The 24,997-nt window shown below is 55.0% G+C and carries 19 protein-coding genes; 4 read left to right on the plus strand and 15 right to left on the minus strand.

What is annotated here, in order from left to right; all coding sequences use genetic code 11:
- Positions 1–4 precede the first annotated feature (4 nt).
- The gene (locus ACAW74_RS03505; RefSeq protein ID WP_370696801.1) at positions 5–2,398 is read left to right on the plus strand and encodes a hypothetical protein; all 2,394 of its coding nucleotides are present in this window, start codon (positions 5–7) and stop codon (positions 2,396–2,398) included.
- A gap of 254 nt (positions 2,399–2,652) precedes the next feature.
- Here the strand turns inward: ACAW74_RS03505 and ACAW74_RS03510 are convergent, their stop codons facing one another.
- The 3 genes from ACAW74_RS03510 to ACAW74_RS03520 all read right to left on the minus strand — a co-directional run bounded on the left by ACAW74_RS03510 (position 2,653) and on the right by ACAW74_RS03520 (position 5,655).
- Complete coding sequence (locus tag ACAW74_RS03510) at positions 2,653–3,486, minus strand: hypothetical protein (protein WP_370696802.1); 834 nt, start codon at positions 3,484–3,486, stop codon at positions 2,653–2,655.
- A 311-nt stretch (positions 3,487–3,797) separates the two neighbouring features.
- Positions 3,798–4,532 carry a porin family protein gene (locus tag ACAW74_RS03515; RefSeq protein ID WP_370696803.1) on the minus strand — a complete coding sequence of 245 codons (735 nt, stop codon included), beginning with the start codon at positions 4,530–4,532 and terminating at the stop codon, positions 3,798–3,800.
- A 238-nt stretch (positions 4,533–4,770) separates the two neighbouring features.
- Positions 4,771–5,655, minus strand: a complete 885-nt coding sequence (locus tag ACAW74_RS03520; protein WP_370696804.1) for an NmrA family NAD(P)-binding protein — start codon at positions 5,653–5,655, stop codon at positions 4,771–4,773.
- 156 nt (positions 5,656–5,811) lie between these two features.
- Here ACAW74_RS03520 and ACAW74_RS03525 point away from each other — a divergent pair, with 156 nt between their 5' ends.
- Positions 5,812–6,426 (plus strand): 3'-5' exonuclease, encoded by a 615-nt coding sequence (locus ACAW74_RS03525; protein ID WP_370696805.1) that lies wholly within the window; start codon positions 5,812–5,814, stop codon positions 6,424–6,426.
- Positions 6,427–6,539: 113 nt separating this feature from the next.
- Here the strand turns inward: ACAW74_RS03525 and ACAW74_RS03530 are convergent, their stop codons facing one another.
- The 6 genes from ACAW74_RS03530 to ACAW74_RS03555 all read right to left on the minus strand — a co-directional run bounded on the left by ACAW74_RS03530 (position 6,540) and on the right by ACAW74_RS03555 (position 10,955).
- Positions 6,540–7,058, minus strand: a complete 519-nt coding sequence (locus ACAW74_RS03530; protein ID WP_370696806.1) for an acyl-CoA thioesterase — start codon at positions 7,056–7,058, stop codon at positions 6,540–6,542.
- An 82-nt stretch (positions 7,059–7,140) separates the two neighbouring features.
- On the minus strand, positions 7,141–7,752 hold the full coding sequence (locus tag ACAW74_RS03535; protein ID WP_370696807.1) for a DUF6992 family protein: 612 nt from the start codon (positions 7,750–7,752) through the stop codon (positions 7,141–7,143).
- 55 nt (positions 7,753–7,807) lie between these two features.
- Positions 7,808–8,149, minus strand: a complete 342-nt coding sequence (locus ACAW74_RS03540) for a DoxX family protein (protein WP_370696808.1) — start codon at positions 8,147–8,149, stop codon at positions 7,808–7,810.
- Positions 8,150–8,360: 211 nt separating this feature from the next.
- Positions 8,361–10,121, minus strand: coding sequence for a phospho-sugar mutase (locus tag ACAW74_RS03545; protein ID WP_370696809.1), 1,761 nt, complete (start codon positions 10,119–10,121; stop codon positions 8,361–8,363).
- A gap of 70 nt (positions 10,122–10,191) precedes the next feature.
- Positions 10,192–10,761 (minus strand): hypothetical protein, encoded by a 570-nt coding sequence (locus ACAW74_RS03550; protein WP_370696810.1) that lies wholly within the window; start codon positions 10,759–10,761, stop codon positions 10,192–10,194.
- On the minus strand, positions 10,740–10,955 hold the full coding sequence (locus ACAW74_RS03555) for a hypothetical protein (RefSeq protein WP_370696811.1): 216 nt from the start codon (positions 10,953–10,955) through the stop codon (positions 10,740–10,742). The genes ACAW74_RS03550 and ACAW74_RS03555 overlap by 22 nt, the downstream gene beginning before the upstream one ends.
- A gap of 159 nt (positions 10,956–11,114) precedes the next feature.
- Between ACAW74_RS03555 and ACAW74_RS03560 the strand changes: the two genes are divergently transcribed.
- The gene (locus tag ACAW74_RS03560) at positions 11,115–11,846 is read left to right on the plus strand and encodes a DUF2975 domain-containing protein (protein WP_370696812.1); all 732 of its coding nucleotides are present in this window, start codon (positions 11,115–11,117) and stop codon (positions 11,844–11,846) included.
- Between the two features lie 3 nt (positions 11,847–11,849).
- The gene (locus ACAW74_RS03565) at positions 11,850–12,074 is read left to right on the plus strand and encodes a helix-turn-helix domain-containing protein (RefSeq protein ID WP_370696813.1); all 225 of its coding nucleotides are present in this window, start codon (positions 11,850–11,852) and stop codon (positions 12,072–12,074) included.
- A gap of 81 nt (positions 12,075–12,155) precedes the next feature.
- On the opposite strand, the gene ACAW74_RS03570 is transcribed toward ACAW74_RS03565, so the two are convergent.
- The 6 genes from ACAW74_RS03570 to ACAW74_RS03595 form a co-directional block, all read right to left on the minus strand.
- The gene (locus ACAW74_RS03570; RefSeq protein ID WP_370696814.1) at positions 12,156–15,536 is read right to left on the minus strand and encodes a VCBS repeat-containing protein; all 3,381 of its coding nucleotides are present in this window, start codon (positions 15,534–15,536) and stop codon (positions 12,156–12,158) included.
- Between the two features lie 27 nt (positions 15,537–15,563).
- On the minus strand, positions 15,564–16,265 hold the full coding sequence (locus ACAW74_RS03575; protein ID WP_370696815.1) for a hypothetical protein: 702 nt from the start codon (positions 16,263–16,265) through the stop codon (positions 15,564–15,566).
- A 79-nt stretch (positions 16,266–16,344) separates the two neighbouring features.
- Positions 16,345–18,201 carry a RagB/SusD family nutrient uptake outer membrane protein gene (locus ACAW74_RS03580; protein WP_370696816.1) on the minus strand — a complete coding sequence of 619 codons (1,857 nt, stop codon included), beginning with the start codon at positions 18,199–18,201 and terminating at the stop codon, positions 16,345–16,347.
- Positions 18,202–18,217: 16 nt separating this feature from the next.
- Positions 18,218–21,454: a SusC/RagA family TonB-linked outer membrane protein gene (locus ACAW74_RS03585; RefSeq protein ID WP_370696817.1), complete on the minus strand. Its 3,237-nt coding sequence runs from the start codon at positions 21,452–21,454 to the stop codon at positions 18,218–18,220.
- A 237-nt stretch (positions 21,455–21,691) separates the two neighbouring features.
- Positions 21,692–23,344 (minus strand): D-alanine--D-alanine ligase family protein, encoded by a 1,653-nt coding sequence (locus ACAW74_RS03590; RefSeq protein WP_370696818.1) that lies wholly within the window; start codon positions 23,342–23,344, stop codon positions 21,692–21,694.
- A 105-nt stretch (positions 23,345–23,449) separates the two neighbouring features.
- Positions 23,450–24,688 carry a NupC/NupG family nucleoside CNT transporter gene (locus ACAW74_RS03595; protein ID WP_370696819.1) on the minus strand — a complete coding sequence of 413 codons (1,239 nt, stop codon included), beginning with the start codon at positions 24,686–24,688 and terminating at the stop codon, positions 23,450–23,452.
- Positions 24,689–24,997: the final 309 nt, after the last annotated feature.

The following is a 24,997-nucleotide window of genomic DNA, read 5'->3' on the forward strand; positions in this document are numbered from 1 at the left end:
CACGATGATCGTATTGCGTAATGGCGCTATGCTGGTGCTGCTGCTGGTTCAACTGGCGGCATTCGGTCAGACGACGACCTCCGCCGATTGGCTGGTTCAGTCGTTCGATACCTACCGGCGGCAGGCTCTGACCGAGAAGCTGTTCGTCCATACCGATCAGGCTTTTTACCTGACGGGTGAGTCAATGTGGTTCAAGCTGTACTACGTCGATGGTACGTACCACAAGCCACTCGACCTGAGCAAAGTAGCCTACCTCGACCTGCTCGACGGGTCAGGTACGTCGATGCTGCGAGCGGCAGTTGCCCTCTCGGCGGCGGGCGGCAACGGCGCCCTGTCGCTACCGACCAATCTAGCGTCAGGTACGTACCGGCTGCGGGGGTATACCAACTGGATGAAGAACGGTGATGCCGCTTACTTTTTCGAGAAAAACGTAACGATTGTCAATCCATTCCGGCGGCTGGGGCTGAAACTCCCCCGCGAAACGGTGCGCTACGACGTTCAGTTTTTCCCGGAGGGGGGCTATCTGGTGCAGGGGCTCGCCAGCCGGGTGGCGTTCAGGGTGGCCGACGAAGCGGGACGGGGCGTAAACGCCCGAGGCTGGCTGCTGGGCGAGAAAAACGACACCCTAGCCCAACTGACGACACAGCATCTGGGCAAGGGGAGCTTTACGCTGACACCCACTCAGAACGCGACCTACCGGGCGTTGTTTGTGGACGAGAAAGGCCGCACCTTCAGTCAACCACTCCCCACGATACAGCCACAGGGGTACGTGATGCGGCTGGAGGAAAGCAGCGCCGACCAGTTACAGATCACGGTTACCACCAACGTACCCAATGCCTCGGCGGTGTACCTGTTTGCGCATACCCGGCAGGTCATTGATTTCGCCGAAGCACGGCCAATCCAGCGCGAAACGTCGTTTCGAATCGACAAAACGAAGCTGGGCGACGGCATTTCGCACCTGACGCTTTTCGACGCCAATCACCAGCCAATCTGCGAGCGACTTTATTTCAAACGACCAGCCAATCCGTTGTCCATCGCGTTGAAAACAGACCGGGATACGTACGCTACCCGGTCTAAAGTCGCCCTCACTGCCGCCGTGCAGGGCCCCGACGCGGCGAAGGATGGTTCGCCCACGCTCTCAATGGCCGTGTACCGGCTCGATTCGCTGGCCACGCCCCATTCGGAACACCTGTTGAGTTACCTCTGGCTGTCCTCCGATCTGCCCGGCCTGATCGAATCGCCCGGTTCTTACTGGCAAACCGATTCACCCCAACTTCGCGAGGCTACCGATCTGCTGATGCTCACCCAGGGCTGGCGGCGCTTCCGCTGGAACGACATTCTGACGCCCACCCGCCCCGGTTTTCGCTACCTGCCCGAGTACAACGGCCAACTTATAGAAGGGCGACTGACCGACCCCCAAACGGGCCAGCCAGTTCCGGGCGTGCTCACGTACCTCTCGGCCCCCGGCAAGCCAACCCGGCTCTACGTATCCCGCAGCGATACCGCCGGGCGCGTCTATTTTGAAATGCGCGATTTCTGGGGAACCAACACCATTCTGGCACAGACCAACCCCAACGACAGCCTGAAGAAGCTGACGATCCGCTCGCCTTATGCGTCTGTTTCTGGGCCGTTACCATTGCCCGAACCCGCCGTCAGTGAGTCGCAGCAGGAGACGTTGCTTAGCCGGTCGGTGGCGATGCAGGTGCAGCAAACCTACTGGGGCGACCGGCTCCTGCGCTACCAGTTGCCCGTTGTCGACAGCCTGCCGTTCTACGTACGACCGAGTGAGAGCTACCAGTTGGATGCCTACACGCGTTTTCCGCGCATGGAAGAAGTGCTGCGGGAATATGTGCGGGGGGTGATGCCCCGCAAGAAGCAGGGGCGTTTTCAGCTCAATGTCGTAAACCTGCCCTTCAATGAACTGTTCAACGACAATTCGCTGGTGCTGATGGATGGCGTGCCGGTTTTCGATATGGACAAGGTGATCGAGTTCAGTCCGTTGAAAGTGCAGCAGATCGATGTGGTTTCCAATAACTACGGCATGGGGCCTGCCATGTTCAACGGCATTGTCAGTTTCATGACCTACAAAGGTGATCTGGCGGGCTTTCCGCTGCCAGCCAACGTCGTGAAGCTGGATTACGACGGTCTGCAACTCCAGCGTGAGTTTTACGCGCCCCGGTACGAAACCGCCCGGCAGCTCGAAAACCGCCTGCCCGATAAACGTACCCTGCTCTACTGGAATCCGAACCTGGCCGTCGACACCAATGGCAACGCCCGCACCGATTTCTTCACGTCTGACCAGCCCGGCACGTACCTGATTGAGGTCAACGGCCTCTCAACAGACGGTTCCGCAGGCTACCAGCGAACCGTGTTTACGGTACAGAACCTACCGAAGTAGCCATTGGAAGTGATTTATTTGTGTTCAGTGCAGTTTCACTCTTCACCCTCAAGACTGAGGGTCACTTGGTGAGGGGTAGCAAAATAAACGCGTAGATATGAGCGGCAACTAGTCAATTCAAATAGGATCTAATGCATTAATCTGCTGATAATACCAGAACCTATAAATAGGGAGCGTAGAGTTTTATACAGTTAAAATTTCGCACGATCCGTTGTTGTCAATTAAGCAGTGACAAGCACATTGTGGCGATCCAATCAGTAGCTTTCGTATTTATACGTATAGCTGATTTGCCTACTTGATTTAAGATTAGCGTTCAAAACTTGTTTAATCAACAAGCCATTGGCATCATACGTGAGTGCATGACTTACATCTTCCTCTAAGCCACCGAGCCTCGCGATAGTGTTATTACGATTATACGTTGAATTGACAAAACCGACAGGATGTTCAGTCAATCCGTAAAAAGGGTTCGGCTTATCATCGTACTGAAAAGTGGTTATTGTCGTATGTTGCGTAACTGGATTTATTATTTTAACACTCTCTACATTGCCATTCCGAAATAAACTCTCAGCCACAGAAATTGAGATCAACTGCCCATCCATATAAGTCTTTGTCGTCATTTTGACTGGCTGCGCAATGTCATTATATTCTAATTTATCAATGCGTCTTAGCGAATATATTTGCTTACCATATGAAGTGGCATAAAACTCGGCAGTTGTTAGGTTCCCCTCTTGGTTATATGCGTAAGTACGGTAGTTACTGTACGAGGTTACACCGGGGGCCGGCTTTTCTTCTGAACGAGTGAGTTGTCCCTTCCCATCATAATTCAGCGTTCCCACTACAAGATCTCCACTTGTTACAGCTGTATAACTTACCAATTCCCCAGTCGCTCTATAGTGCAATGAAACCGAATCCCCTCTAGCATAAAAACTATCCCTCTTGATCTGTGATAACCGAAGGCGCTGGGGAGTTGCTGAAATGGACTCGTGTTGGCAACCACTTAGATGAAAAATAGCAGTAACTATTGATAAAATGTATAAGAGACAGTAACGAGTCATATAAATCAGAAATCGCAGTAAAAGCGTTGCCAAAATTCGCTTTTTTGTAACTAAAAACAAAATTTTATTGAACTATTGCCCTAATTCTTCTCTGATCATTATACTTCTTCAATCAGGTACTTACAGGCACGCTTTAACTTCCCCACGATCATACTCAGTATTCCTATCTGTATGCGTGTTACCTTCATCTATACCTGCAACACCTTGTGTTTATTAGGTCATCAATTTTACGCAAGCGTGTGCTGACTGGTTTATCTTTAACGGTGTAGCTTCAGATTCAATTAATTGCTTTTCATTAGTGAACATCTAAAAGAGGTAGTAGTATTTCGACGTACCTGAAATGCCTAAAACGAAAGCAATAGACCCGCGGAGGCGTAATTGATCCAGGTGAAATTGTAAATTTCGTCGACGTCGGCACCGCCTTCTACAACCCGATAGCCGGCTTTCACACTGACCGCCGGGCTGATGGCGTAGGCGCCTCCGGCAAAAATATCTTCGGCCCGCCCGAACCGTGACCCCAGCGCATCACCTTCCAGCAGGAAGCTAAACCGCTCGCCGGGTTTGTAGGCCGCATAAAAATTGACCAACGGTACAAAACCGAGGTTGTCAAAATTGGTACGACCCGATTCACCGGCAAACTGCACGTTGGCATCCCGGATTTTGGCCGTCAGCCCCGCCCCTACCCGCCACCGGTTGCTGACAACGAAATCATAGCGATACGTCAGGCGGTAGGAACTGAACTTGTAGTCGACTGTAACCGGTCGATTGGCCGGAAAGAGTAGATTGTTGAAGTTTACGTTCTGGTCGAAGTTCCCGTTATAACGCACGGTCAGCGGCGCATACAGAAGCGATACCGTATGGCGATTAGCAATCGTATAACCCAGCCGGGCCCGGTAAAATACGGTTGGTTTGGCGCTCAGTCGATCATTCAGATTGACGAACGTCCCACCCTGATTGGGGATTCGGATTTCGTTGTAGTTGGTACCCAGCACAAGTCCCGATTCCAGGTCGAGCCGCAACTGGGCTTTCAGTGATAAGCTACTGAAAAGCAAGGCAATGGTGAAAAGTCGAGTTATCATCAACGTTGAAAGACGTGTTTTGCTGTACATCCTTCCAGAACGCCTCGACCATCAAATTGTTTTTGGTCAGCTCGGCCCTTAACAAACATCCCGGAGGCCTCGAAACGGCGTACGGCCTGACAAAGCCGCTCAGAACAGCTTTACCAGGCCGCGTATTTTTCGTGCACCAATTCAGCCGGCTAGCCCAACTAGACTGTGAGTTTCAGGTACGTACCTGACAGCTCAAAATTCTTGCTTATCAGGCATTGAAGGCGGGCGCAAACTCGTTTTTGGCGAAGTCCTCCAGCTTGATTTTACTCAGCGCGGGGCGGTTGGCCAGGTAATCGGCCTGCATCGAACCATCCCGCAACGATGCGCCCATTTCAGTGTAGTTTGTCGCCACTTCGTCGCTCAGACCGGCCTGCAACATCCCCTGTTTGTTCTGCTCATCGCTGAACACCACCCAGGGCGTTTCAGGCTTCCCGACGGCCTCGCCCAGTACGCGGGCAATTTCGGCCCCTGTGCGCTCATCGCCCGCCACGTAACGTACCTGCGTGCCCGTGAAGTCGAGGTTCAGCAGTTCCTGCAAAGCAGCGGCGGCGATGTCGTCGGTATGCACGAGTACCACGGGATCGTCGCCAAAATTGCTACCCATGATGCCCATGCCTTTCACCATCCCCGCCATGCTAAACAGGTTTTGCATGAAATACGACGGACGCAACACCTTCACATTCAATCCCTCCACCGTTTTCAGCTTTTGCTCCATATCGTATAGCCCATCCACGGGGCCGGTACCACTGCCTTTGTGGGCACCTACACTGCTCAGCAACACTACAAACCGGATGTCATTGGCCTTAATGGCTGCGATGTAATGATCGCCCACCTGATTCTGGTAGGCCCGCCAGTCGGTCATGTTCCACTTCGGCGGAATCATCAGGTATACGGCATCGGCGTTGGCGAAGGCCTGCGTCACAAAGGCTCCGTCTTCCAGACTCCCAACGGCGGCTGTGGCTCCCAACGCCTCAATCTTGGCCGCATTGTCGGCTTTGCTGGTGATGACTGTAACGGTATGACCCGCTTTCAGCAGGCCTTCAGTGATGGGTTTGCCCGTGTGGCCCAATGAGCCGGTAACTACGTAATGCATGGTTAACTGTGGTTTATTGTCTGATTATACTTGTATATACAAATGAATGAATTGCGCTGTCGAAAAGTTCGCAAGAATCCGCACTTCGCTTATTTTTGTTAACGAAGCTTTCTCTCTCTTTGCGCAGCGCCACTGCTGTAGCCAACCCATTAACCAATGCCTTTTTTAGTATTAGACCTTGAAATGTCGGGGCCCGATCCGGGCTACAATGAGATTATTCAGTTGGGAGCCGTGCTGTTCGACGACGACTGGCGCGAGAAGGGCCAATACCTCACCAACGTCTACCCCGAAAACGAAGAGGCGTTTACGGCCTCGGCCGAGCAGGTGCACAACCTCTCGCTCGCCGACCTCGACGATGCTCCTATGATCTACGATGTGTTGCCCGCGCTGGAAAACTGGATCTGCGAACAACTCAATATCCGGGTGCCGCCCAACCAACTCGACAAGACGCCCTTCCTGCGCGATGTGGTGATCTGCGGCCAAAGCGTAATGCACGATATCAATTTTCTGAAGGAAGCTTACCTGAATGAGAAGATGAAATGGCCGTTTTCGCGCACCCTCGTCGACCTGCACACGCTGAGTTACTTTGTATTCCGGGTGCTGCGCAAGAACGGCAAACCCACCCCGAAAGGCCTTAGCCTGACAGCCATTGCCGCCCATTTCGGCTTCGAACGCGAAGACTCCTTCCATAACGCCCTCGAAGACGCCACCCTGACGGCTCAGTGTCTCAAAGCCATCTTCAAGCTGGGCGATGGGTTTACGGTGAGTTAAGAATTAGGAACTATGAATTAGGAACTATGAATTATGAGCTATGAATCGGCTGGCGCGGGTAGTCATGCGCCAGCCGATTCATAGCTCATAATTCATAGTTCCTAATTCATAGTTCATTCGCCTACTAGCAGCGCACGCAGTTCGGTGGCTTCCTGGGGTTTCATGCGGCCGGCCAGTACGAGGCGTAGCTGGCGACGGCGCAGGGCCGATTCATACCGGGCTTTTTCGTCGTCGGTTTCAGCAATGACGGGGGACACTTCGATGGGTCGCCCGCTCTGATCGACGGCGACAAACGTGTAGTACGCGCTGTTCGTGCTGACCCGGATACCCGCCGGAATATCTTCGGCCCACACCTCAATAAACACCTCCATCGACGAGTTGAAAGCCCGCGTCACCTGCGCTTTCATCGTCACGATGTTGCCTAGTTTGATAGGCTCGGCAAAGGATACGTTATCGACCGAGGCCGTCACGACGATCCGGTTAGAGTGCTTTTGGGCGGCGATGGCAGCGGCGATGTCCATAAAATGCAGCAGCCGTCCGCCCATTAGGTTGTTGAGCGTGTTGGTATCGTTGGGCAGCACCATCTCGGTCATGATGGTGTGCGATTCACTGGCGCGTTTGGGTTGCGGCATTGATGAAGCGATGGTTTCGTAGTTCGTGTTGGCTTGGTCGTAAATCGATCCAGCCGTTGGCGCGGCGAAGTTAACAGCCGGATTACCGAATCGGAACCACCACGCCCATGCCAAGCGGCGACTGCCCGATCAGCTGGATTTGCTGAGGATCGCCTCGTTTCTTAAAAATGAAGTAGTTAACTACATCGAAGGCCAGCAGAAACGCGCCCTGCACCATCACGGCTTTTCCGTAGCCCCGCAGCTTGTCGGCCTGATCGGGACGCGAATTGGCCCGCTCGGTCAGGTACAGCCCGCCCGCGATGTAGGCCACGTCGAGCCCCGCGTTGAACAGCAGCGTGCGTTTCATGGCCTCGTGTTTCTGCACCGCCTCGCCCAGCGTTTCGGTGCCGGGGTGTTGCTTACGCAAACCCAGCAGACCCACCCCGGCGATGCCCAGGTTCACGGCATTCCAGTACAGATTCATCTGATGAAAATACTTCGCTTCGCCCTGCGACTGCCCAATCGAGAGACCGCTCACGGCCATGTTCGCCAGCGCGTAACCGCCCAGCGAAAGGCCTAGTGTTCGGGTATGATTGTAGCGCTGCTGACTAAATGCCAGCCGATCGGCGGGCAAAGCCATTGACGATTGCGCGTGCGTGGTTCGCCCAGCCAACGTAGCCGCCAGCGTGCAGAGGGCCATTCGTAGGTAGCTCATAGCGTGGTTGTTTGTCAACCAACTAACTACCATCAGGCTCGAATGTTGGGGCGCATCAGGTATACTGATACGCCCACCAGATCAGCACGGCCTGCAAGGGAAGCCGCCCCCAACGTACCCAGGCCGGAATTTTCCGAAACTTTTCGTCCGTTGCCATGTACACGTTGGCGGGGAAGACAGCAATCAGCAGCGCGATGATGCCCCACGCCGCCCAGGTACGTAGCGCGGGCAGCAGCAACGCCAGACCCAGCGCCAGTTCAGCCACACCACTCCAGAACACCAAGGCCTTGTGTGCAGGCAGGTAGGGCGGCATGATGGCCAGGTACGTTCTGGGTCGGATAAAGTGCAACAGGCCAGCCACGATGTAGATGGCAGCCATGCTATAGAGCGATGTCATACGAGCATAGGATTTTGTTGGTTACGAGTTTACCCCCCCCGCCCTGAAGGAGGCCTGCTGGCGCACTCGCAACTACGCGAATGCCAATAGTTATGCGCCAGCAGGCTCCCTTTAGGTGGTCCGGCATTCCGGCGGGGGGTAAGCATGGTATTTAACCAGAAAGGGCAACCCCGAGGGGCTGCCCTTTTCCAGTTGAGTGAGTCACTACAGGCTACTTCAGATTCAGCTCGTCGGTCACGCGCTGCACTTTCGCTTTCAGGGCGGCGTAGGTGTCGTCGAAGGCCTCGGCACTTGGCAGTGGCTCGTTGACGCTGACGTAGAATTTGATCTTCGGCTCAGTTCCCGACGGACGGGCCGATACCTTCGTACCATCGGCGGTGAAGAATTGCAGCACGTTCGAGGCTTCGATACCCATCTTACCCGCTTCAATGGCCGTGGTCTGTCCCGACGCCATATCCAGCGTGGTCAGGGCCTTGTAGTCATCAACGCGCACCACCGGCGAACCGGCGATTTCTTTCGGCGGGTTGGCCCGGAAGTCGGCCATCATCTGCTGAATTTCTTCGGCACCGGCTTTTCCCTTTTTGGTCAGCGACACCAGCGCTTCGTAGAAGAAGCCCGTTTGCTGGTACATCTCCATCAGCAGGTCGAACAGGCTCAGGCCCTGATCTTTGGCGTAGGCCGTCAGCTCGGCAATCATGGCGCACGACGCGATGGCGTCTTTGTCACGCACGAAATCACCGATCAGGTAGCCATAGCTTTCTTCGCCACCGCCAATGAACTGCTCTTTGCCTTCCAGTTCACGAATCACCTGCGCGATGTATTTGAAGCCCGTGAGGGTATTGTAACAGGTAACACCATACTGCTCGCACAGCCGGTCGATCAGGTCCGTCGTGACGATGGTTTTCGCCACAAATTCGTTACCCGTCAGTTTGCCGGTTTCTTTCCAGGCGCGCAACAGGTAATAGATAATCAGGCTGGCCATCTGGTTACCGTTGAGCAACTCAAACTCGCCGTGGTGGTTCAGCGCACCCGCCCCCACACGGTCGGCGTCGGGGTCGGTAGCGATGATCAGATCGGCGTTCTGGTATTTGGCCTGATCAAGCGCCATCTGCATGGCGGCTTTTTCTTCCGGGTTCGGCGACTTCACCGTCGGGAAGTTGCCATCAGGCGTAGCCTGCGCTTCCACCACGCTCACGTTGGTGAACCCGAGGGCTTCCAGCGCGCGCGGCACCAGCGTAATGCCCGTGCCATGGATAGGCGTAAAGACGATGTTCAGGTTGGCTTGCCGGGCAATCACGTCGGGGTTAACCGCGTTCGACTTGATCCGCTCGATGTACGGCGCGTCGATTTCTTCGTCGATCAACTTGATCTTGTCGGCTACGCCTTCAAACTTGATGTCGTCGACACTGCTGATGGCGCTCACCTCGTCCACGATGTTTTTGTCGTGCGGAGCCACCACCTGCGAGCCGTCGTTCCAGTACACTTTATAGCCGTTGTACTCGGGCGGGTTGTGCGACGCCGTCACGACCACGCCGCCCTGGCAACCCAGTTGCCGAATAGCAAACGAGAGTTCGGGCGTGGGGCGCAGGGCCGAGAACAGGTACACTTTGATGTTGTTGGCCGAGAAAATATCGGCGGCGATACGCGCAAATTCGGGGCTCATCCGGCGGCTATCGTGCGCAATGGCCACGCTGATATCCTGTCCCGCAAACGATTTGTTGAGGTAGTTGGCGTAGCCCTGCGTGGCCGCGCCCACCGTGTAGCGGTTCATGCGGTTGGAACCAACGCCAATGACGCCGCGCAGCCCCCCCGTACCAAATTCGAGGGTGCGATAAAACGAGTCGGTTAGTTCGGTGGTGTTGCCGCTGTCGATCAGTTGTTGAATGGCGGCTTTGGTGTCGGCGTCGTAGGGGCCAGACAGCCATTGGTCAACCTGTTGTTGCGTGGTGGCGTCGAGGGTTTGCGTAGTCATAGAGAAACAATTTGCTGGTCAAAATTACACGTATGCCAATGCGGGACAAATCCGTGTAGTAGGTAAGCGATTAATAAGGCGCTGCGCGTTCGATCAGTTGCTGCCATTGCTCTTGCAGATGAAGTTGTTCTACCCACTGCCGGAGGTAGGTCATGTCGAGTTGATCGAACTGCATCTCGAAAACCCGAATGGCATCGGTAAGTTGCTTTTCGCTTCCACCCGCCAGCTTGGCCCATCTAAGCTTACTCAATATAGTATCTTCCGGAGCAGACACATAAAAATTGGTAAGCCCGAAAATAGCGGCGTTTCGTCGTCGACTAAACCGGCTTACATCAAACGGATCTTCGGTTAAAAGCCAAAAATCGACCTTGTTACCCGTTGCCCCCTCGAGCAGATTGAACATATGCTTCCGCTCAACAGCTTCCAGCACACTATGCTCGTTTAGGTAGAATACGTCTTTCGGAATAGCGGCACTAAACGATTGAACAGCCGCCTTTTCCAGCATAACTACAACATCAATATCGTGTGTTGAACGAGGGTCTCCCTGTATACTCGACACAACAGAGCCTGTCACCATATACGGAATGTTGAGGTCCGTCAGCAGACTCAGTATATAGATCAGTAATTCTGATTGTGACACTTGGCAAGGCGTTTCAGAAACAGTTCATGCAGTTCTGACTCTGTCTTTTCGGGAAACCGCTGACGTAGCCCCTCTTTGAACAATTGGCGGGTAAACTCCGACAGCTCAAACGCCTTCAGAAGCCGTTGCTCTTCGGTCATACGACGCAACGCTTCCAGATATAGACGATGATTAGGACGCGGCTTAGGATCCATTGGGCATAATTTGCTGGTCAAAATTACACGTATGCCGATACAGGACAAATCCGCGTAATAGGTAAGCAATCAACAAATTCATCGCAACACGATCATCAATAATTTTTTATTGTTTTTCAATAAATATTTACTGATACTTACAAAATAAACGCGATAAACATGAATTTTCCCTCACTGCCACGCTGGCTGGCCCGCCTGTTTACGGTACTGTTTTATGGGCAGATTGCCCTACTGCTCTTTGTTACAGTCCTGATAGGGCTATTGCTGGTTGAAGGGCCGTTTGCCAATGAGTCAGGTACGTTCGTATTTCCGATCGAACTTAACGGTCGAATCAACTCACCTGTGACGAAGCAGGCACAGGCGTTGGCCGAATGGAGCGAAGCCCCACAGGCGTTTGATCTGAAGCTGGGGTTACCAGCCTTCCTGAGCAAATCGAACCCTAACCAGACTCAGACTTTCTGGCTCAACATGGCTGTTCGTTCGTGGACCGATCTGGCCGAAATACCCCGTTTGCTAAGCGTCTTGGTCAGTGGAATGGGATTGTTGATGGTACTGCTGGTCTGGACTACGTACCAGTTCAAATGCCTCTTTCAGTCTATCGCCGACGAGCGGGTATTCAATCCGCTCCAAGTGCAGCGGCTCACGCGCATTGGCTTTGGCTTTATTGCCTACTTCTTCGTAGGTACGTTAATGAACATGCTGCTCAGCTATGACGCTGTTGAGTTGCTAGCGGCCAGGGGTTACGTTCTGAAACCGGCCCTCAATTTTACGGTAGGCGTTGGATCTGCCAATACATTGCCCTGGATCGTGACAGGGCTCTGTCTGCTGGCTCTAGCACAGGTATTCCGCTACGGCACACAACTGCAACAAGAAAGCGAACTAACTATCTAGCCCATGCCTATAATCGTGAACGTCGATGTGATGATGGCGCGGCGGAAGATGTCGCTCACCGAACTGGCCGAAAAAGTCGATCTGACACTGGCTAACCTGTCGATTCTCAAAACCGGCAAGGCCAAAGCCGTGCGGTTCAGCACCCTCGAAGCCCTCTGCCAGGCCCTCGACTGCCAACCCGGCGACCTGCTCGAATACGTACCTGACGCTGTAGAAAACGTGGTTTAAACGCGAAGGGCGCGAAGGTGTCGCATAGAGCCTTTGCGTTCTTCGCGGCACCTTGGCGCCCTTCGCGTTCAACACTTACCGTTACCGGCTGCCATATGCCCGGATGGGCTGCCCGTTGATCCCAATCAACAGCCGATCACCAACGGGTAGAACACTGCGCACGTCGCCCGTGAGCCGGAAACCCGACTGTTTCTGCGGAATGGCGGTGAAATTCCCTTTTCCGTCGTTGTGCAGCAATACGCCATAGTTGGCATCGGCCCGGCCAAAGCGCAGACGGGCCTGCGTGGTGTTGCCACACAGCAGTAAATCCCGGTGGCCATCGTGGTCGTAGTCGAGCGGGGTGATCGTATAGACCGGCGCCAGTTGCGCGGCCGTCGGCAACGGTTTCTCCTGCCATTTTCCGTTGGCTGAACTCATCAGGCAGATCGTCCTCAACTCGGTGGCGGTCAGGCGTCCGGCGTCGCGCAGTTCGTCGGACGTAAAGACATCGGTCAGGGTGGCGTTGGCGTAGCTGTCGTAGGTAGTGAAGCGGGCGCGCAGCATGCTCAATTGATCGAGCAGTTCGTCGCGGGTGGCGTGGGGGTAGCTTTTTCCCTGCACGAAGAGCGTCAGGATGGGGTCGATTTTACCGTTGTTATCGAAGTCTTTGTAGACCAGTTCGGCGGGTTGGTCGTCGCTGGCCCGGCACTGGGTATTAAGGCCCTGCCCACCCACCACCAAGTCGGGTTTGCCGTCGCCGTTCAGGTCATCTACCAGCAGTTTGTTCCACCAGCCATGGTACCCGCCAGACTCAGTCTTGGGTAGGTACGTTGCAGTTTGGTCGGTCAATTGGCTTCCCTCCCAGCCCAGTACCGTCACGGGCATCCATTCACCAACCAGAATCAGCTCCGGTTTACGGTCGCCGTTGAGGTCGGCCCAAGCGGCATCACTGACCATCCCGATTTTTTGCAGCGTCGGAGCCAGCCGGTTTGTCTGATCGGTGAACGTACCCCGCCCATCGTTGATGAGCAGATACGACCGGGGCGCTTCCGGGTACCGGCCCGGCACCACCCGGCCACCCACAAACAGATCGGGTTTGCCATCGCCGTTCACATCGGCAACCCGCGCACAACTCGTGCTGGTGCGCATAGCCGGAAGCGCCTGCTGGGTGAACGTACCTGAGCCGTCGTTGAGATAAAGCCGATCCTGCAAACGCGCATCGTCGGGGGCGAAATCGGCGTAACCACCCGCGCACACGTACAGATCGGGTTTGCCGTCGCCGTTGGCGTCGAAGAAGATGGCGTCGACATCATCGCTCGCTTTGGTCGCGTCAAAAGCGGGTTGCGCCTTGCGGCTGAAAGTGCCATTGGCAGCCTGAATAAACAGCGCTCCTGCCTGCCCGACGCTTCCGCCTGCGTAGATATCGTCACGCCCATCGCCATTGACATCGGCCTTGGCCAGACACGGCCCGTTGAACGACTGAGCGTTGACCAGCAGTGGCTGGCGTTTGAAATCGTTGACAGGCAGCGCTGGGTACGTCTGCGCAACGGGCGAGGGTTGTTCGGCAAACAGGGTGGCGGCAGGACTGGTGGCGCGGGCTTTTCCGGTCGCCTCAGCCTCACGCAGCGTCAATACCTGATCAGCGTTGACGTTGGTGAGCACTTGCTGCTTCCCGCCCGGCCATACCACCCGCAACGAGTCGATGGTCGCGTTGCCACCCAGCCCGAAGTGGACTTTAGGCGACATACTCGACTGGTAGCCACCGGTCGGCATCTGTTCGGCATACTGCGTGCTGTTTTTCTGGTACAACGTCAGTTTAGCGCCCAACCCCTGCGTGTTGGCCTTGGCGCCTTTGAGTTGCAGCGTCAGGTAGTGGTGGGTACGTTGTCCAGCGGTGCCGATTCCTTTGTTAGCGTCATTCTGGTAGATGAAAGCAGGCTGGTTGGTGTTATTGACCACCAGGTCCAGATCGCCGTCGTTATCCAGATCGGCGTAGGCTGCACCGGTGCTATTAGCCGTCTGCGTCAGGCCCCACGCCTTCCCGACGTTGGTAAACAGCGCGTCGTCGGCACGCCCCCGGTTCTGAAACATGTAGTTCGATACGTTCGACGAAGGCATCTGGTATACCAGCTTCAGAATCTCGTCCCGACTGGGGTTGGCGGGCCGGTTTTGCATGAAGTCGTTCAGGTATTTTATGTAATCCTGATTGGTGTAATCCCGAACGTACCCATTAGTAATGTACAGGTCTTTCCAGCCATCATTGTCGAAATCGGCCAGTAGCGGCGACCAACTCCAGTCGGTGTTCGAGATGCCCGCCAGCTGCCCCACCTCGCGATACGTGCCGTCGCCGTTGTTCAGTTGCAGCATGTTTCGCATGTTCTGGTGGTGAAAACCCGACGCCACGCTCATGGCATATTTCTCGTAATTGTCGGGCGCCATCAGCAGCTTTTGCCGCCGATTGTCTTCGGGCAGCATATCAAGCGTCAGTATATCAGGCAGCGCGTCGTTGTTCACATCGGCGACGGCGTTCCCCATCGAAAAGTTCGACGTGTGCCCGACGCTGGTTTTCAGCGCATCGCGGAACGAGCCGTTCTTCGTGTTCAGATACAGGTAGTCAGGTACGCCGTAATCGTTGGAGATATACAGGTCTGGCCAGCCATCGGCGTTCAGATCCGACACGCCTACGCCCAGCCCGTAGGTCAGGGCCGAGCTACTCAGGCCCGCCTTGCTCGTGACATCCGTAAATCGTTTACCCGTGTTCTGGTAGAGACGTACCCCGATTTCGGGGGCGGGTTGTCGCATGAGCGCCGCCGTTGCCGAGGGTTCGAGCACGGGCAACAGCCGGGGGTTATGGTTGAGCAGAAACAGATCGAGATCCCCATCGAGGTCGTAATCGAAAAACGTAGCCTGGGTGCTCTGCGCGGGGTTGGCTAGCCCATACTGGGCCGTCTGATCGGTGAAGTGCGGAATGCCCTGTGCATCGGGGCCGTCGTTGATGAAGAGTTGTGGAATGCGTTTGGGCCCGGGCAAGCTCCCCGAATAACAAACGAACAGATCGAGCCGTCCGTCGCCGTTGACATCGGCCATGCTGACGCCCGTGCGCCAGGGGCCTTCCCGCCCGGCCACGCCCGCCGCTGCCGTGATGTCCTGAAACTTCAGGTTGCCTTTGTTGAGGTACAACTGGTTGGGCACCATGTTGCCACTGAAATAAATATCATCCAGGCCATCGCCGTTCAGATCACCCACAGCCACGCCGCCGCCGTTGTAGAAGTATTCATACATCAGCACGTTGGTGTTGGGGCCTTCGGTCAGATTATTGGCGAAGGTAACGCCCGTTTGCTCGGGCGAAAGCAGCGTAAACAAGGTTGGACCAGCAGGCTGTTCAGCCGTTTTTTGGTCGCTATTCGAAGCGTCTTTGCAACTGGTACTGACAACAGCAATGCATAGAAGTAGAGAAAAGGCAGAAACCGGTCGAAATGACATACAAAGGGAATAACGTACCTATCAAAATTACAACTTACTGCTCGCATAGCTGAGCAGTTTTCTTAAATCTTCTTCGCTTCGAAAATCGATGTTTTGCGCCTCAATGTACGCGCGAAGTGCTGATTTGTGCCGGGCAAACAGCTTTAGAATAGCCGCTTCAGTCGTTCGATGAACGCGTTTATTGGCATCGACGATTAAGTATTCCTCCACCTTTTTCAGCAACAGGTCGCCCGGCTGCTCAAGCCGCGTCAGTTGCCCATTGGCACCCGCAAAGGATCGGTACTGAGCGATTGACGACGTACCTGACGATTGCCCGTAACCACCCGTTTTGTCGGTCGGCACCGGTTTGAGGAGTAGCTTGCTCGTCAGTTTCAGCGTACCATATTCGGCCAGCACATCAAGATAACCATTCCTGACGTCGTAGACATACATCGTTTCGCCCAGGTGGATGGCCTGTATGTTGTATTCATCAGCCAGCGACAGTGTATCACCGGCAGGATTGACAAACTGCATCTCACCAAGCAACAGGTTGTAGTTGAGCCGCCCTGTTGCCGACGTACCGTTTATGAACGTTATGGTGCCGGGCCGAAACTCACCGTATCGGTATCGCTGAGCGGCGGGAATAGCCTTTTGCCAGTTGGCCCCGCCCTTCACCCGAATCGTCGTTTGGGCTCGTAGGGTGTGGCTGGTCAGCAACCCAATCCCGATTAGTAACCACCTCGTTTTCATAAAGCATAGGGCTTAAAACAACCGATGCCAGCTCGGTTTGAACTGGCATCGGTTAACTTATGAGCGTTCCTACAGACGATTAATAGCCTGGGTTCTGCACCAGCTTGGCGTTTCGATTGCTCTCGTCGCGGCTGATGGGCAGGTAGTACATTTTGTCGAGCCATGCCCGGTTTTCCTTACCAGGATCGATGTCTACCACGCGGTAGGTGTAATCGTAACTGGTGGGATCATAGCGGTATAAGCTCATCGTCTTGCCGGGTTTCAACGTACCTGTGATGCTGATGGTATTGGCTTTTCGGCCGAGCGTTGCGGGCGCAATCATCCAGCGGCGGGCATCGTGGTAGCGTTGTTCTTCAAACACCATTTCGATCCGGCGTTCATTCCGATACCGTTGCCGCAGCGCGTCGCCCGTTTCAGTCAGGGCAGGCATGCCCGACCGGAAGCGGATCTTGTTCAGCCACGTTTTTGCTTCGGCATCTTCACCCAGTTCGATACAAGCCTCAGCGTAGTTGAACGCAGCTTCCGTATACCGGAAGAACGGCCAGGGAATTTGCTGATACGTGTTCTGATCGACGATTGCCGGGTTCGGATCGATAAATTTCCGCATGTAGTAGCCCGTATAGCTGCCGTTCCAGTCTTCGACCGTGCTCTTGCGCGTATCGAGGCCCGCTACCGACACCTTGCCGCTACCGCTCGTTATTTCATATTGACCCGTCTGAATCTGGTTGGCGGGGTCTTTAGCCGCTACGTCGGCTGTACGGGGTTTCCAGGGCGCTCCGTCATACAGGATCGAGGCGTAGAAACGCGGGTCGCGGTTGGCGTAAGGCGTCGTTGCTTTAGCGGGATCGCTCCAGCTAAACTTGGTGCCATCCATCATTTCGTAGTCATCGACCAGCAACGATACCGGCGTGTTACCAGCCCAGTTGTGGTACCCGTTGGGGCCATTAAACAAACCCTGTTGCCCACCGGCCTCCGGCTTCTGGTTGATGAACAGGCGCGAGAACAGGACGTCCTGCTCACCACCGCTGCGCGACAGCGCGATGTTCATGTAGTTTGTCGTACCCGCGTCTTTGCTTACCGGAGCCGACAGGTTCATCTGATATCCGTAACCAGTCATGTCCAGCACCGCTTTCGAGGCGGCTTTGGCTTTCTGCCAGCGCTCCGTACGGCTGCCCGAGGTATATCCCAACAGGGCCGGGGTAGCAAAGGCAGCATGGGCTGTCGACTTCGATTTAGCCGTAGCCGCGTCGTACAGATCACTGGCCGCGTAGGTCAGTATCCGCGATTTCAGCGCCAGCGCGCTTACATCATTAGCCCGGCCTTTCACCATCGATTTCCCTTTCAACAAGGCAGCCGCGTCGTCACAATCCTTCACGATGAAGTTGATACACTCCTCCATGGTATTGCGTGGCATCGAGTAATCGGCTTCACCCAACAAGTAGGCCCGATCGACGATGGGCACACCGCCGTAGTAACGTACCAGCTGATGGTAGTAATAGGCCCGCAGGAATTTGGTTTCACCCGTCAGCCGCTCCACGATATTGTTGTTATTCGGGAAGCCAGGCTTGGCCAGATTCTCCAGCGCCAGGTTACAGGCCCGGATACGCAGGTACATGTTGTTCCAGTTGATCGTCTCGTTGATCCAGCCAGGGCTGGCCGGGTTCGAGCGCGCTTCGGTGATGGTCGTGATGTCACGGCCAGGGTGCGTAAAAATGGTTTCGTCGGTCAGCGAGGCGAGCTGTTGCTCGTTGAACCCTCCCTGGCCAAGCCCCGCATAAATACCCGTCACGAAGGCCTCTGCCAGGGCGGCATCTGACCAGACGGCCGTTCCCGATACCTGATCGAGCGGCTGCGTATTTACAAATTGGTCGTTACAACCCGTCACGGTAAACGATGCCGCAAACAGGGTTAGTACGATGGTTTTAAAACGTGTCATAACTGAAGTCAATGAGTTAGAAGCGAAGCGATAGGCCGGTGTTGATAATGCGCGACTGCGGATAGTACTGCCCAGTGGCATTGTCGGCTTCGGGGTCAAATGAGCCCAGCCCGTTGTAGAGCGTTGCCAGGTTCAGCGCGTTTACGTAAACCCGCAGGCTGCTGATACCTATTTTTCTGCCTACTGTTTCGGGGATGGTGTAACCAAGCTCGAAGTTTTTCAGGCGGATGTAATCGGCCGAACGCAGCCAGTAGGTGTTGCCACCCGAGAAGTACTGATCGCTGCGGTTGGCAATGCGGGGATGCACGCTGCTGGGGTTTTCTACCGTCCAACGGTCGGTGTAGAACTCCTTCAGGTAGTTACCGATGTTACCCGATTCACCCAGGCTGATGTACTGCTGTGCCCCGGCTGCACCCTGGAACAGAATGGTCAGGTCGAAGTTTTTGTACGAGGCCGTCATGTTCAGACCACCCTGGAACAGGGGCAGGTTGGTGCGGTTGTTACGTACCTGATCATCCGGCGTGATTTTGCCATCTGGCCCCGAACCGTTTGGCCCACCAATGTCTTTGTACTTCATGTCGCCGGGGCGGAGCGTCTTCACGATCGCCGAGTAGTCGAGTTTGTTGGCGGCAATTTCTTCTTGGGTGGCAAACACACCATCATACTGGTACGCCAGATACGCGTTGATGGGTCGGCCCGTCGTCCGCTGCCAGTCAGGTGCACCGGGCGCTTCGTCCCAGAACAGAATTTTGTTCTGTGCGTAGCCACCGTTTATCCCCACGTTGAAGCGCAGCCCACCGGCCTGTCCGTTATACGTAATCTGGCCGTCGAAACCACTGTTACGTACCCGGCCAATGTTTTCCGGAGGCAGCGTCAGGCCCGTCGTACGGGGTACTGAGGCGTTACGCGGGTAGAGGATCGACGTACGCAGGTTGTTGAAGTAATCGAACTCGAAGCTGATTTTGCCATTGAACAACTGCCCTTCCAAACCAATGTCAGCGTTGTTGGCCACCTCCCACGTAATGTTGGGGTTTGGAATCCGCGCCTCGCCCAGCGTTTGCTGTTGCGCGTTGTTGATAATGTACGTGTTGAACCCGTACGTAGCCAGGTACTGGTACGTAGCCAGCGTAGTGGTGCCAGGCAGATAAATCTGGTCGTTACCCAACTGGCCCCACGAAGCCCGCAGCTTGAAGTAGTTCACCACCGGTGCGGCTGATTTCCAGAAGTTCTCTTCTGAAATTACCCAACCCGCCATGAAGCCGGGGAAGAAACCGTAGCGCGTTGCCGCCGGGAAGATGTCGGATCCGTCGTACCGGCTCAGGAATTCGAACAGGTATTTGTCTTTGTAGTTGTAAGCAACCCGGCCAAAGTAGTTCAAGCGCGCCCGGTTAAAGGCACCACCGCCGTTGTTTTGCTCCAGCGCCCCCCCAGCAAACAGTTGGTCGATTGCAGGCGAGATGAAGTAACGACGATAAGCGTTGAAGTTGTCACCGGTGATAGTTTCGCGGTTAACCCCCGCCAGAACCGTCAGGCCGTGATCGCCAAACTTGCGCTCATACGTACCGATAGCCCCCAACAGAATGTTGAGCTGCGTGTTGTTACCCAGTGTCAGACGGGGTTCTGCCGGACCACGTACGCTGGCCGTCAGGTTCGGGTTGCCATTGGCGTCTACGCCCGCGCCACGCTCATACAGCGTCCAGGGTGTTTCCCAACGCCGGTTGTTCTGGTTCAGCTTATCGATAGCCGCCGTCGCGCTTAATTTCAGGCCTTCTACACCCGGCACTTTGAAGTCAAGCTGCCCGTTGGTCTGGATGTAATCACGCTTGTCGCGGTCATAGCCCGTGGCGTTGGTCGTGATCACGACAGGGTTTTCCCCGTTTTCGATATCAGGACCGGGACGACCATCGGGCCAGAAAGCCGGCTGGTTGGGTTTGCCCCGCATCTGCATCCGGAAAATCGCAGTGGCACCGCGCGTCGGGTAATAGCGGAACTCTTCACGGCCCAGAATGCCCAACGCCACGTGCAGATTCTTGCTGATGTTGGCGTCGAGGTTCAGGCGGATATCATACTGCTGGTAACCCGTGGCCGAGTTTTTGTAAAACGCGTCCTGATTCTGATAGCCCAGCGAAGCCAGGTATTTGAAATCTTCGGTACCACCCGTCAGTTGCAGGTTGTGGCGCGACTGCGGCGACCACGTTTTCAGGGTCGACTTGTACCAGTCGGTGTTGGGGTGACCCCAGGGATCCGAACCGTCGTTGTATTTCTGAATGTCGGTTGGCGAGTAAGGCGCCGTACGCACCGAGCCGTCGGGCCGGGTATATGTACCCGCCGTTTTGTAGGCCTGGGTGGCAGCGCCCCACTCCCCTACCGGGAGTTCATATATGTTCAGGTCATTCAGCATGGTGGCGTATTCAGCCGCATTGGCCAGCTTAGGCACCACCGTGGGCTGCGCCCAACCCTGGTTGAAGGTGTACGACAGCTGCGGTTTGCCGGTTTTGCCCCGCTTGGTCGTGATCAGGATAACGCCGTTAGCGGCCCGCGACCCGTAAATAGCGGCCGAGGCATCTTTCAGTACCGAAATGGTCTCGATATCGGCCGGGTTGATCCGGTCCAGACCACCCGCACGATCAGGAATACCATCGACAACGACCAGCGCACTGTTGTTACCCAGTGTGTTGGTACCCCGGATCCGGATGGTCGACCCGTCATAACCCGGCTCACCGCTGCGGTTTACCGCCGTTACACCCGGCAGACGCCCGGCCAGTGAGTTAGACAGGTTGGTTGTTGGCGATTTAACCAGATCACCCCCTTTCACGGCTACAACTGAGCCCGTAATCGTTTCTTTCCGTTGCGTACCGTAACCCACAACCACAACTTCGTTCAGTGATTTGGTATCGGTCGCTAGCGTAACGTTGAGCGAAGTCTGCCCATTGAGCGGAATTTCCTGTGTAACGTACCCGATGTACGAGAACACCAGGGAGCCCTTGGTATTCTGTACGTTTACCGAGTAGGCACCCGTGGCATCGGTAACGGAGCCGGCAGTCGTCCCTTTCACGACGACACTCACGCCGGGAATACCCTGCTGTTGATCGTCAATGACGCGACCCGTGACCCGAACTTGCGCGAGAGCGCTCGTCGTGCAGAGTAGCAGAGCAAGGCACAGCACATATAAGCTGCGTGTCTGGGGCCATCCTGGTGTGAATGCCTCCTGCCGCTTATAGCCTGGCACGTTTCGAATAGATTTGTTTGGCATAATATTGGGGGAATAATGATACTTACCTCAAAAGCCTTCTGCTCATCGCTATCTACTAATGAACATTCCCGTATTTATCTCAATATTTTATCAAAAAAGTACTCTATTTTACCAAGGATACACTTCCTGTACTTATAGACAATTTATAACTGGTTACAAAACAGAATGGCCCTAAATGAGTCAGAAACAGCACTTTCTGACTCATTTAGGGCACATTAAAGGCAGATTAGAGCCGATTTATACGTATTTTCCCGTGATGTGCCGGGTACGTTCGGTGGTTTCGTCGAGCAGCGGATGCCGGGGGGTCGTGAGGGCCTGCTCCAGGTCGGCGATCGTATCTTTAAAGAGACAATGAACGGGTACGTTGTACGTCTCCGTGTCCAATTTTGCGTAGACCAGTTGCGGACGCGTTTCGCCCAGCGCGGCGGCATCGTTGTACCGGGCACGGGCCATTGTCCACTCGTCGTCCGACGGGCCAAACGGAATAGCCTGTTCGGGCAAATCGGCCGCTTTCCGGTCGGCCAGGCGCTCATCGAGGTCGGCCAGCATTTGTTTCAGGCGGAACGTGTCTTTGCCCGTGCGGATGCGTTCCCGTAACGACTGCCGAATCAGGTACGTCAGCGAATCGCTCAGATTCATACCGATTTCAGCCATCTGCTTAAAAATCAATGACGTCGGCGACATGCCCGGAATCGTGTTGGGGTCGTGCAGCAAGACACGCCCCGGCTCGCCATCGCGATCGGGCGTCAGAAAGCCGTCGATGCGCGAGTAGACGTTGATCCCCAATTTAGTAAACACCGTCTCGACCGCCAGTTGGATAGCCCGGTTGTTTTCCAGACTCGTGGCGACCGGAATGCGCTTTTTGGCTTCGCTGCTGAGGTATTTGGTCTCGTAATCGAAGGCTGTGGCGTTATAAATTTCGGTGGGCGGCAGGGCAATGGCGCGGCCATCGTCGTCCTGAATAACGCCACACGAGAATTCCTGTCCGTTAATAAACTCCTCGAAGAGCAACTCGTCTTCCGCGTTAATTGAGGCCAAGGTCAGCGTTTCGGTTTCCGAATTGTCGGCGTAGTCGTTTAGTGTCTGAATGAGTTCGACCGGGCTGCCGACGTATTCGCCGGTTTCTTCAATCACCATCGGGTAACCAATGGTCGCACTGAGGTTTGCCATCCGTTGGGCATACTCCCGCTTGGCGGCTTCATCCATTCCTTCCCACTCGGCAATCGATAGCTGCGCCGTGAAAAAGCACTGGTTCACGGCCTTCTGGAACGTACCCAGGTCATTCTCGCGCACGATGGCCACGCCGATGCTTGACCCCTGATGCGGCGCTTTCACCACGATGGGCAGGCCCAGATGCTCGATCAGCGACGAGAAGTACGCGCCCTGATCGGCTTGCAACCAGGCATCGCGGCCAATGGTGGCGGTCTTTTTCTGCTGCCCCGTTACCAGCGCAATCAGGTGGTTTTGCAGGATTTTGTTGATGCCCAGCCCGGAGCCCAGAATACCCGGCCCGGTATAAGGCATCTTGTGCCATTCGAGCAGGCCCTGAATGGCGCCATCTTCACAGTCGGGGCCGTGCATGGCCAGGAACGCCAGATCGAAATAGGCTTCAAAAAACTCAGGGCCGATGAGTTGTCCCGGAATAAGTTCGTCGTCATCGGGCAATGATTCGTCGTAGACCGAGAAGCCATCCTGCTCGGGCAGTGCCGCCCTAATTGACTCGTTCTCCAGAAAATCGGGCTCGACGATATAGAAATCGCCCATGCCGCTGACAAACACCAATACGGGCTCAAACAGGGCTTTATTCAGGTTGGCCAGCGCCGTGCGCCCGCCAGAAAACGATACGTCGCGCTCCCGCGAAGGCCCGCCAAAGAAAATTCCGATACGCATAAAATCAGTGTACAGTTTGCAGTATGCAGTTTACAGTTGCATTTACACATTTACGCGCCGGATAAGGGAGCCATTGTATACTGCATACTGTAAACTGGCTATTGATTACAATAAAAGTCCCGCCAGGGTGGCCGACATATAGCTGGCCAACGTGCCGCAGATCAGGGCTTTGAAGCCGAGCTTGGCCAGATCCGTACGGCGATTGGGGGCCAGTTCGCCGATCCCGCCAATCTGGATGGCGATCGACGAGAAATTGGCAAACCCACAGAGGGCAAAGCTGGTGATGGCAATGGTTTTGGGATCGAGCGTGGGTTTGAGCTTTACCAGGTCGATGTAGGCGACAAATTCATTCACCACCATTTTGGTGCCCATCAGCGCCCCGGCAGCTTCCACATCTTTACCCGGAACGCCCATCGCCCAGGCAAACACCGAGAACAGCTTGCCCAGCAGGAAGTTGAGGCTCAGTTGCGAGAAACCCGACAGGCTCCCCACTTTGCCCAGAATCATGTCGATGAGCGAGATCAAGGCAATAAAGCCGATCAGCATGGCTACCACGTTGAGGCCTACTTTCAGCCCTTCGCTGGCGCCGCTGGCAATGGCATCGACCAGATTGGCGTGCGATTTCTTGATTTCCAGCTTTACCGTGCCCTGCGTGGTCGACGCTTCGGTTTCGGGAAACACGATCTTCGAGATCACTAGCGCGCCCGGTGCGGCCATAATGCTGGCGGCGAGCAGATACGGGGCCGGCACACCCAGCGAGATATATACGGCCAGCACGCCCCCGGCAATGCAGGCAAAGCTACCCGCCATGGAGGCCAGCAGTTCGGAGTTGGTCATGGTGCCCAGATACGGCTTGATCATGATTTGCGCCTCGACCTGCCCCACAAACGTACTGGCGACGTTGGAGAGGGCTTCGGCGCCGCTTACGCCCATCAGCCACTTCATCACCCGCGCCATCACGGCTACAATCCGCTGCATGATGCCAAGGTAATAGAAGATGTTGACCAGCACCGCCACGAAAATGATGGTGGGAATCACCTTGAAGAAGAAAACGAAGTCGTTGCCGCTACCAAACGCGCGGACCATCAGGTCGCGGTTTACGAGTGTGCCGAAGACGAAGGCCGCTCCCTTGTCGGCGTTTTCAAGGGTTTTATTAACGAGAAAACCGAGGTAGTTGAAGACATTCTGCCCTAGGTCGGTTTTAAGTACAAAGACGGCGAGGCCAAATTGCAGCCCCAGCCCCACACCAACGGTGCGGTAATTGATGGCCTTTCGGTTGTTCGACATGGCAAAGGCAATGCCTAAAATCAGTACGATGCCGAGCAGGCCGGTAAAACGCTCCATGCGGTTCGATGAAATGCGGTGGTGAAAAAAGAACCTGCGAAGATAGGGTTAGAAGGAGTTTAATCTTCAGGGTCAAAGTCCAAAGTTGCGCCGCGTCACCATATCGCCCTATTCTCGATGAGTAATGGCCCCAAACGGCCGATCTGCGCAGTTTGGCGGATAGTCAACGTACCCACGATACTACTGGAGGCGGATTAACGGTAGTCAATGCCGTTGAGATAAATATACACTATATAGAAAATAGTGTATTTAAAAAGAGAATGCAACCGATTACACATTGAGTAGGTTTTTTTGAACTATACTTGCTGT

This window comes from Fibrella musci, from assembly GCF_041321105.1.
In the GTDB taxonomy this organism is placed as follows: Bacteria; Bacteroidota; Bacteroidia; order Cytophagales; family Spirosomataceae; genus Fibrella; species Fibrella musci.

Excerpts from the sequence above, each read along its gene's own strand:
- ACAW74_RS03530 (WP_370696806.1), bottom strand. The coding sequence starts at position 7,058 with ATGCCGCAACCCAAACGCGCCAGTGAATCGCACACCATCATGACCGAG.
- ACAW74_RS03575 (WP_370696815.1), bottom strand. The coding sequence starts at position 16,265 with ATGAAAACGAGGTGGTTACTAATCGGGATTGGGTTGCTGACCAGCCAC.
- ACAW74_RS03520 (WP_370696804.1), bottom strand. The coding sequence starts at position 5,655 with ATGCATTACGTAGTTACCGGCTCATTGGGCCACACGGGCAAACCCATC.
- ACAW74_RS03545 (WP_370696809.1), bottom strand. The coding sequence starts at position 10,121 with ATGACTACGCAAACCCTCGACGCCACCACGCAACAACAGGTTGACCAA.
- ACAW74_RS03595 (WP_370696819.1), bottom strand. The coding sequence starts at position 24,688 with ATGGAGCGTTTTACCGGCCTGCTCGGCATCGTACTGATTTTAGGCATT.
- ACAW74_RS03515 (WP_370696803.1), bottom strand. The coding sequence starts at position 4,532 with ATGATAACTCGACTTTTCACCATTGCCTTGCTTTTCAGTAGCTTATCA.
- ACAW74_RS03585 (WP_370696817.1), bottom strand. The coding sequence starts at position 21,454 with ATGCCAAACAAATCTATTCGAAACGTGCCAGGCTATAAGCGGCAGGAG.
- ACAW74_RS03570 (WP_370696814.1), bottom strand. The coding sequence starts at position 15,536 with ATGTCATTTCGACCGGTTTCTGCCTTTTCTCTACTTCTATGCATTGCT.
- ACAW74_RS03565 (WP_370696813.1), top strand. The coding sequence starts at position 11,850 with ATGCCTATAATCGTGAACGTCGATGTGATGATGGCGCGGCGGAAGATG.
- ACAW74_RS03555 (WP_370696811.1), bottom strand. The coding sequence starts at position 10,955 with ATGGATCCTAAGCCGCGTCCTAATCATCGTCTATATCTGGAAGCGTTG.
- ACAW74_RS03590 (WP_370696818.1), bottom strand. The coding sequence starts at position 23,344 with ATGCGTATCGGAATTTTCTTTGGCGGGCCTTCGCGGGAGCGCGACGTA.
- ACAW74_RS03535 (WP_370696807.1), bottom strand. The coding sequence starts at position 7,752 with ATGAGCTACCTACGAATGGCCCTCTGCACGCTGGCGGCTACGTTGGCT.
- ACAW74_RS03560 (WP_370696812.1), top strand. The coding sequence starts at position 11,115 with ATGAATTTTCCCTCACTGCCACGCTGGCTGGCCCGCCTGTTTACGGTA.
- ACAW74_RS03525 (WP_370696805.1), top strand. The coding sequence starts at position 5,812 with ATGCCTTTTTTAGTATTAGACCTTGAAATGTCGGGGCCCGATCCGGGC.
- ACAW74_RS03505 (WP_370696801.1), top strand. The coding sequence starts at position 5 with ATGATCGTATTGCGTAATGGCGCTATGCTGGTGCTGCTGCTGGTTCAA.
- ACAW74_RS03580 (WP_370696816.1), bottom strand. The coding sequence starts at position 18,201 with ATGACACGTTTTAAAACCATCGTACTAACCCTGTTTGCGGCATCGTTT.
- ACAW74_RS03540 (WP_370696808.1), bottom strand. The coding sequence starts at position 8,149 with ATGACATCGCTCTATAGCATGGCTGCCATCTACATCGTGGCTGGCCTG.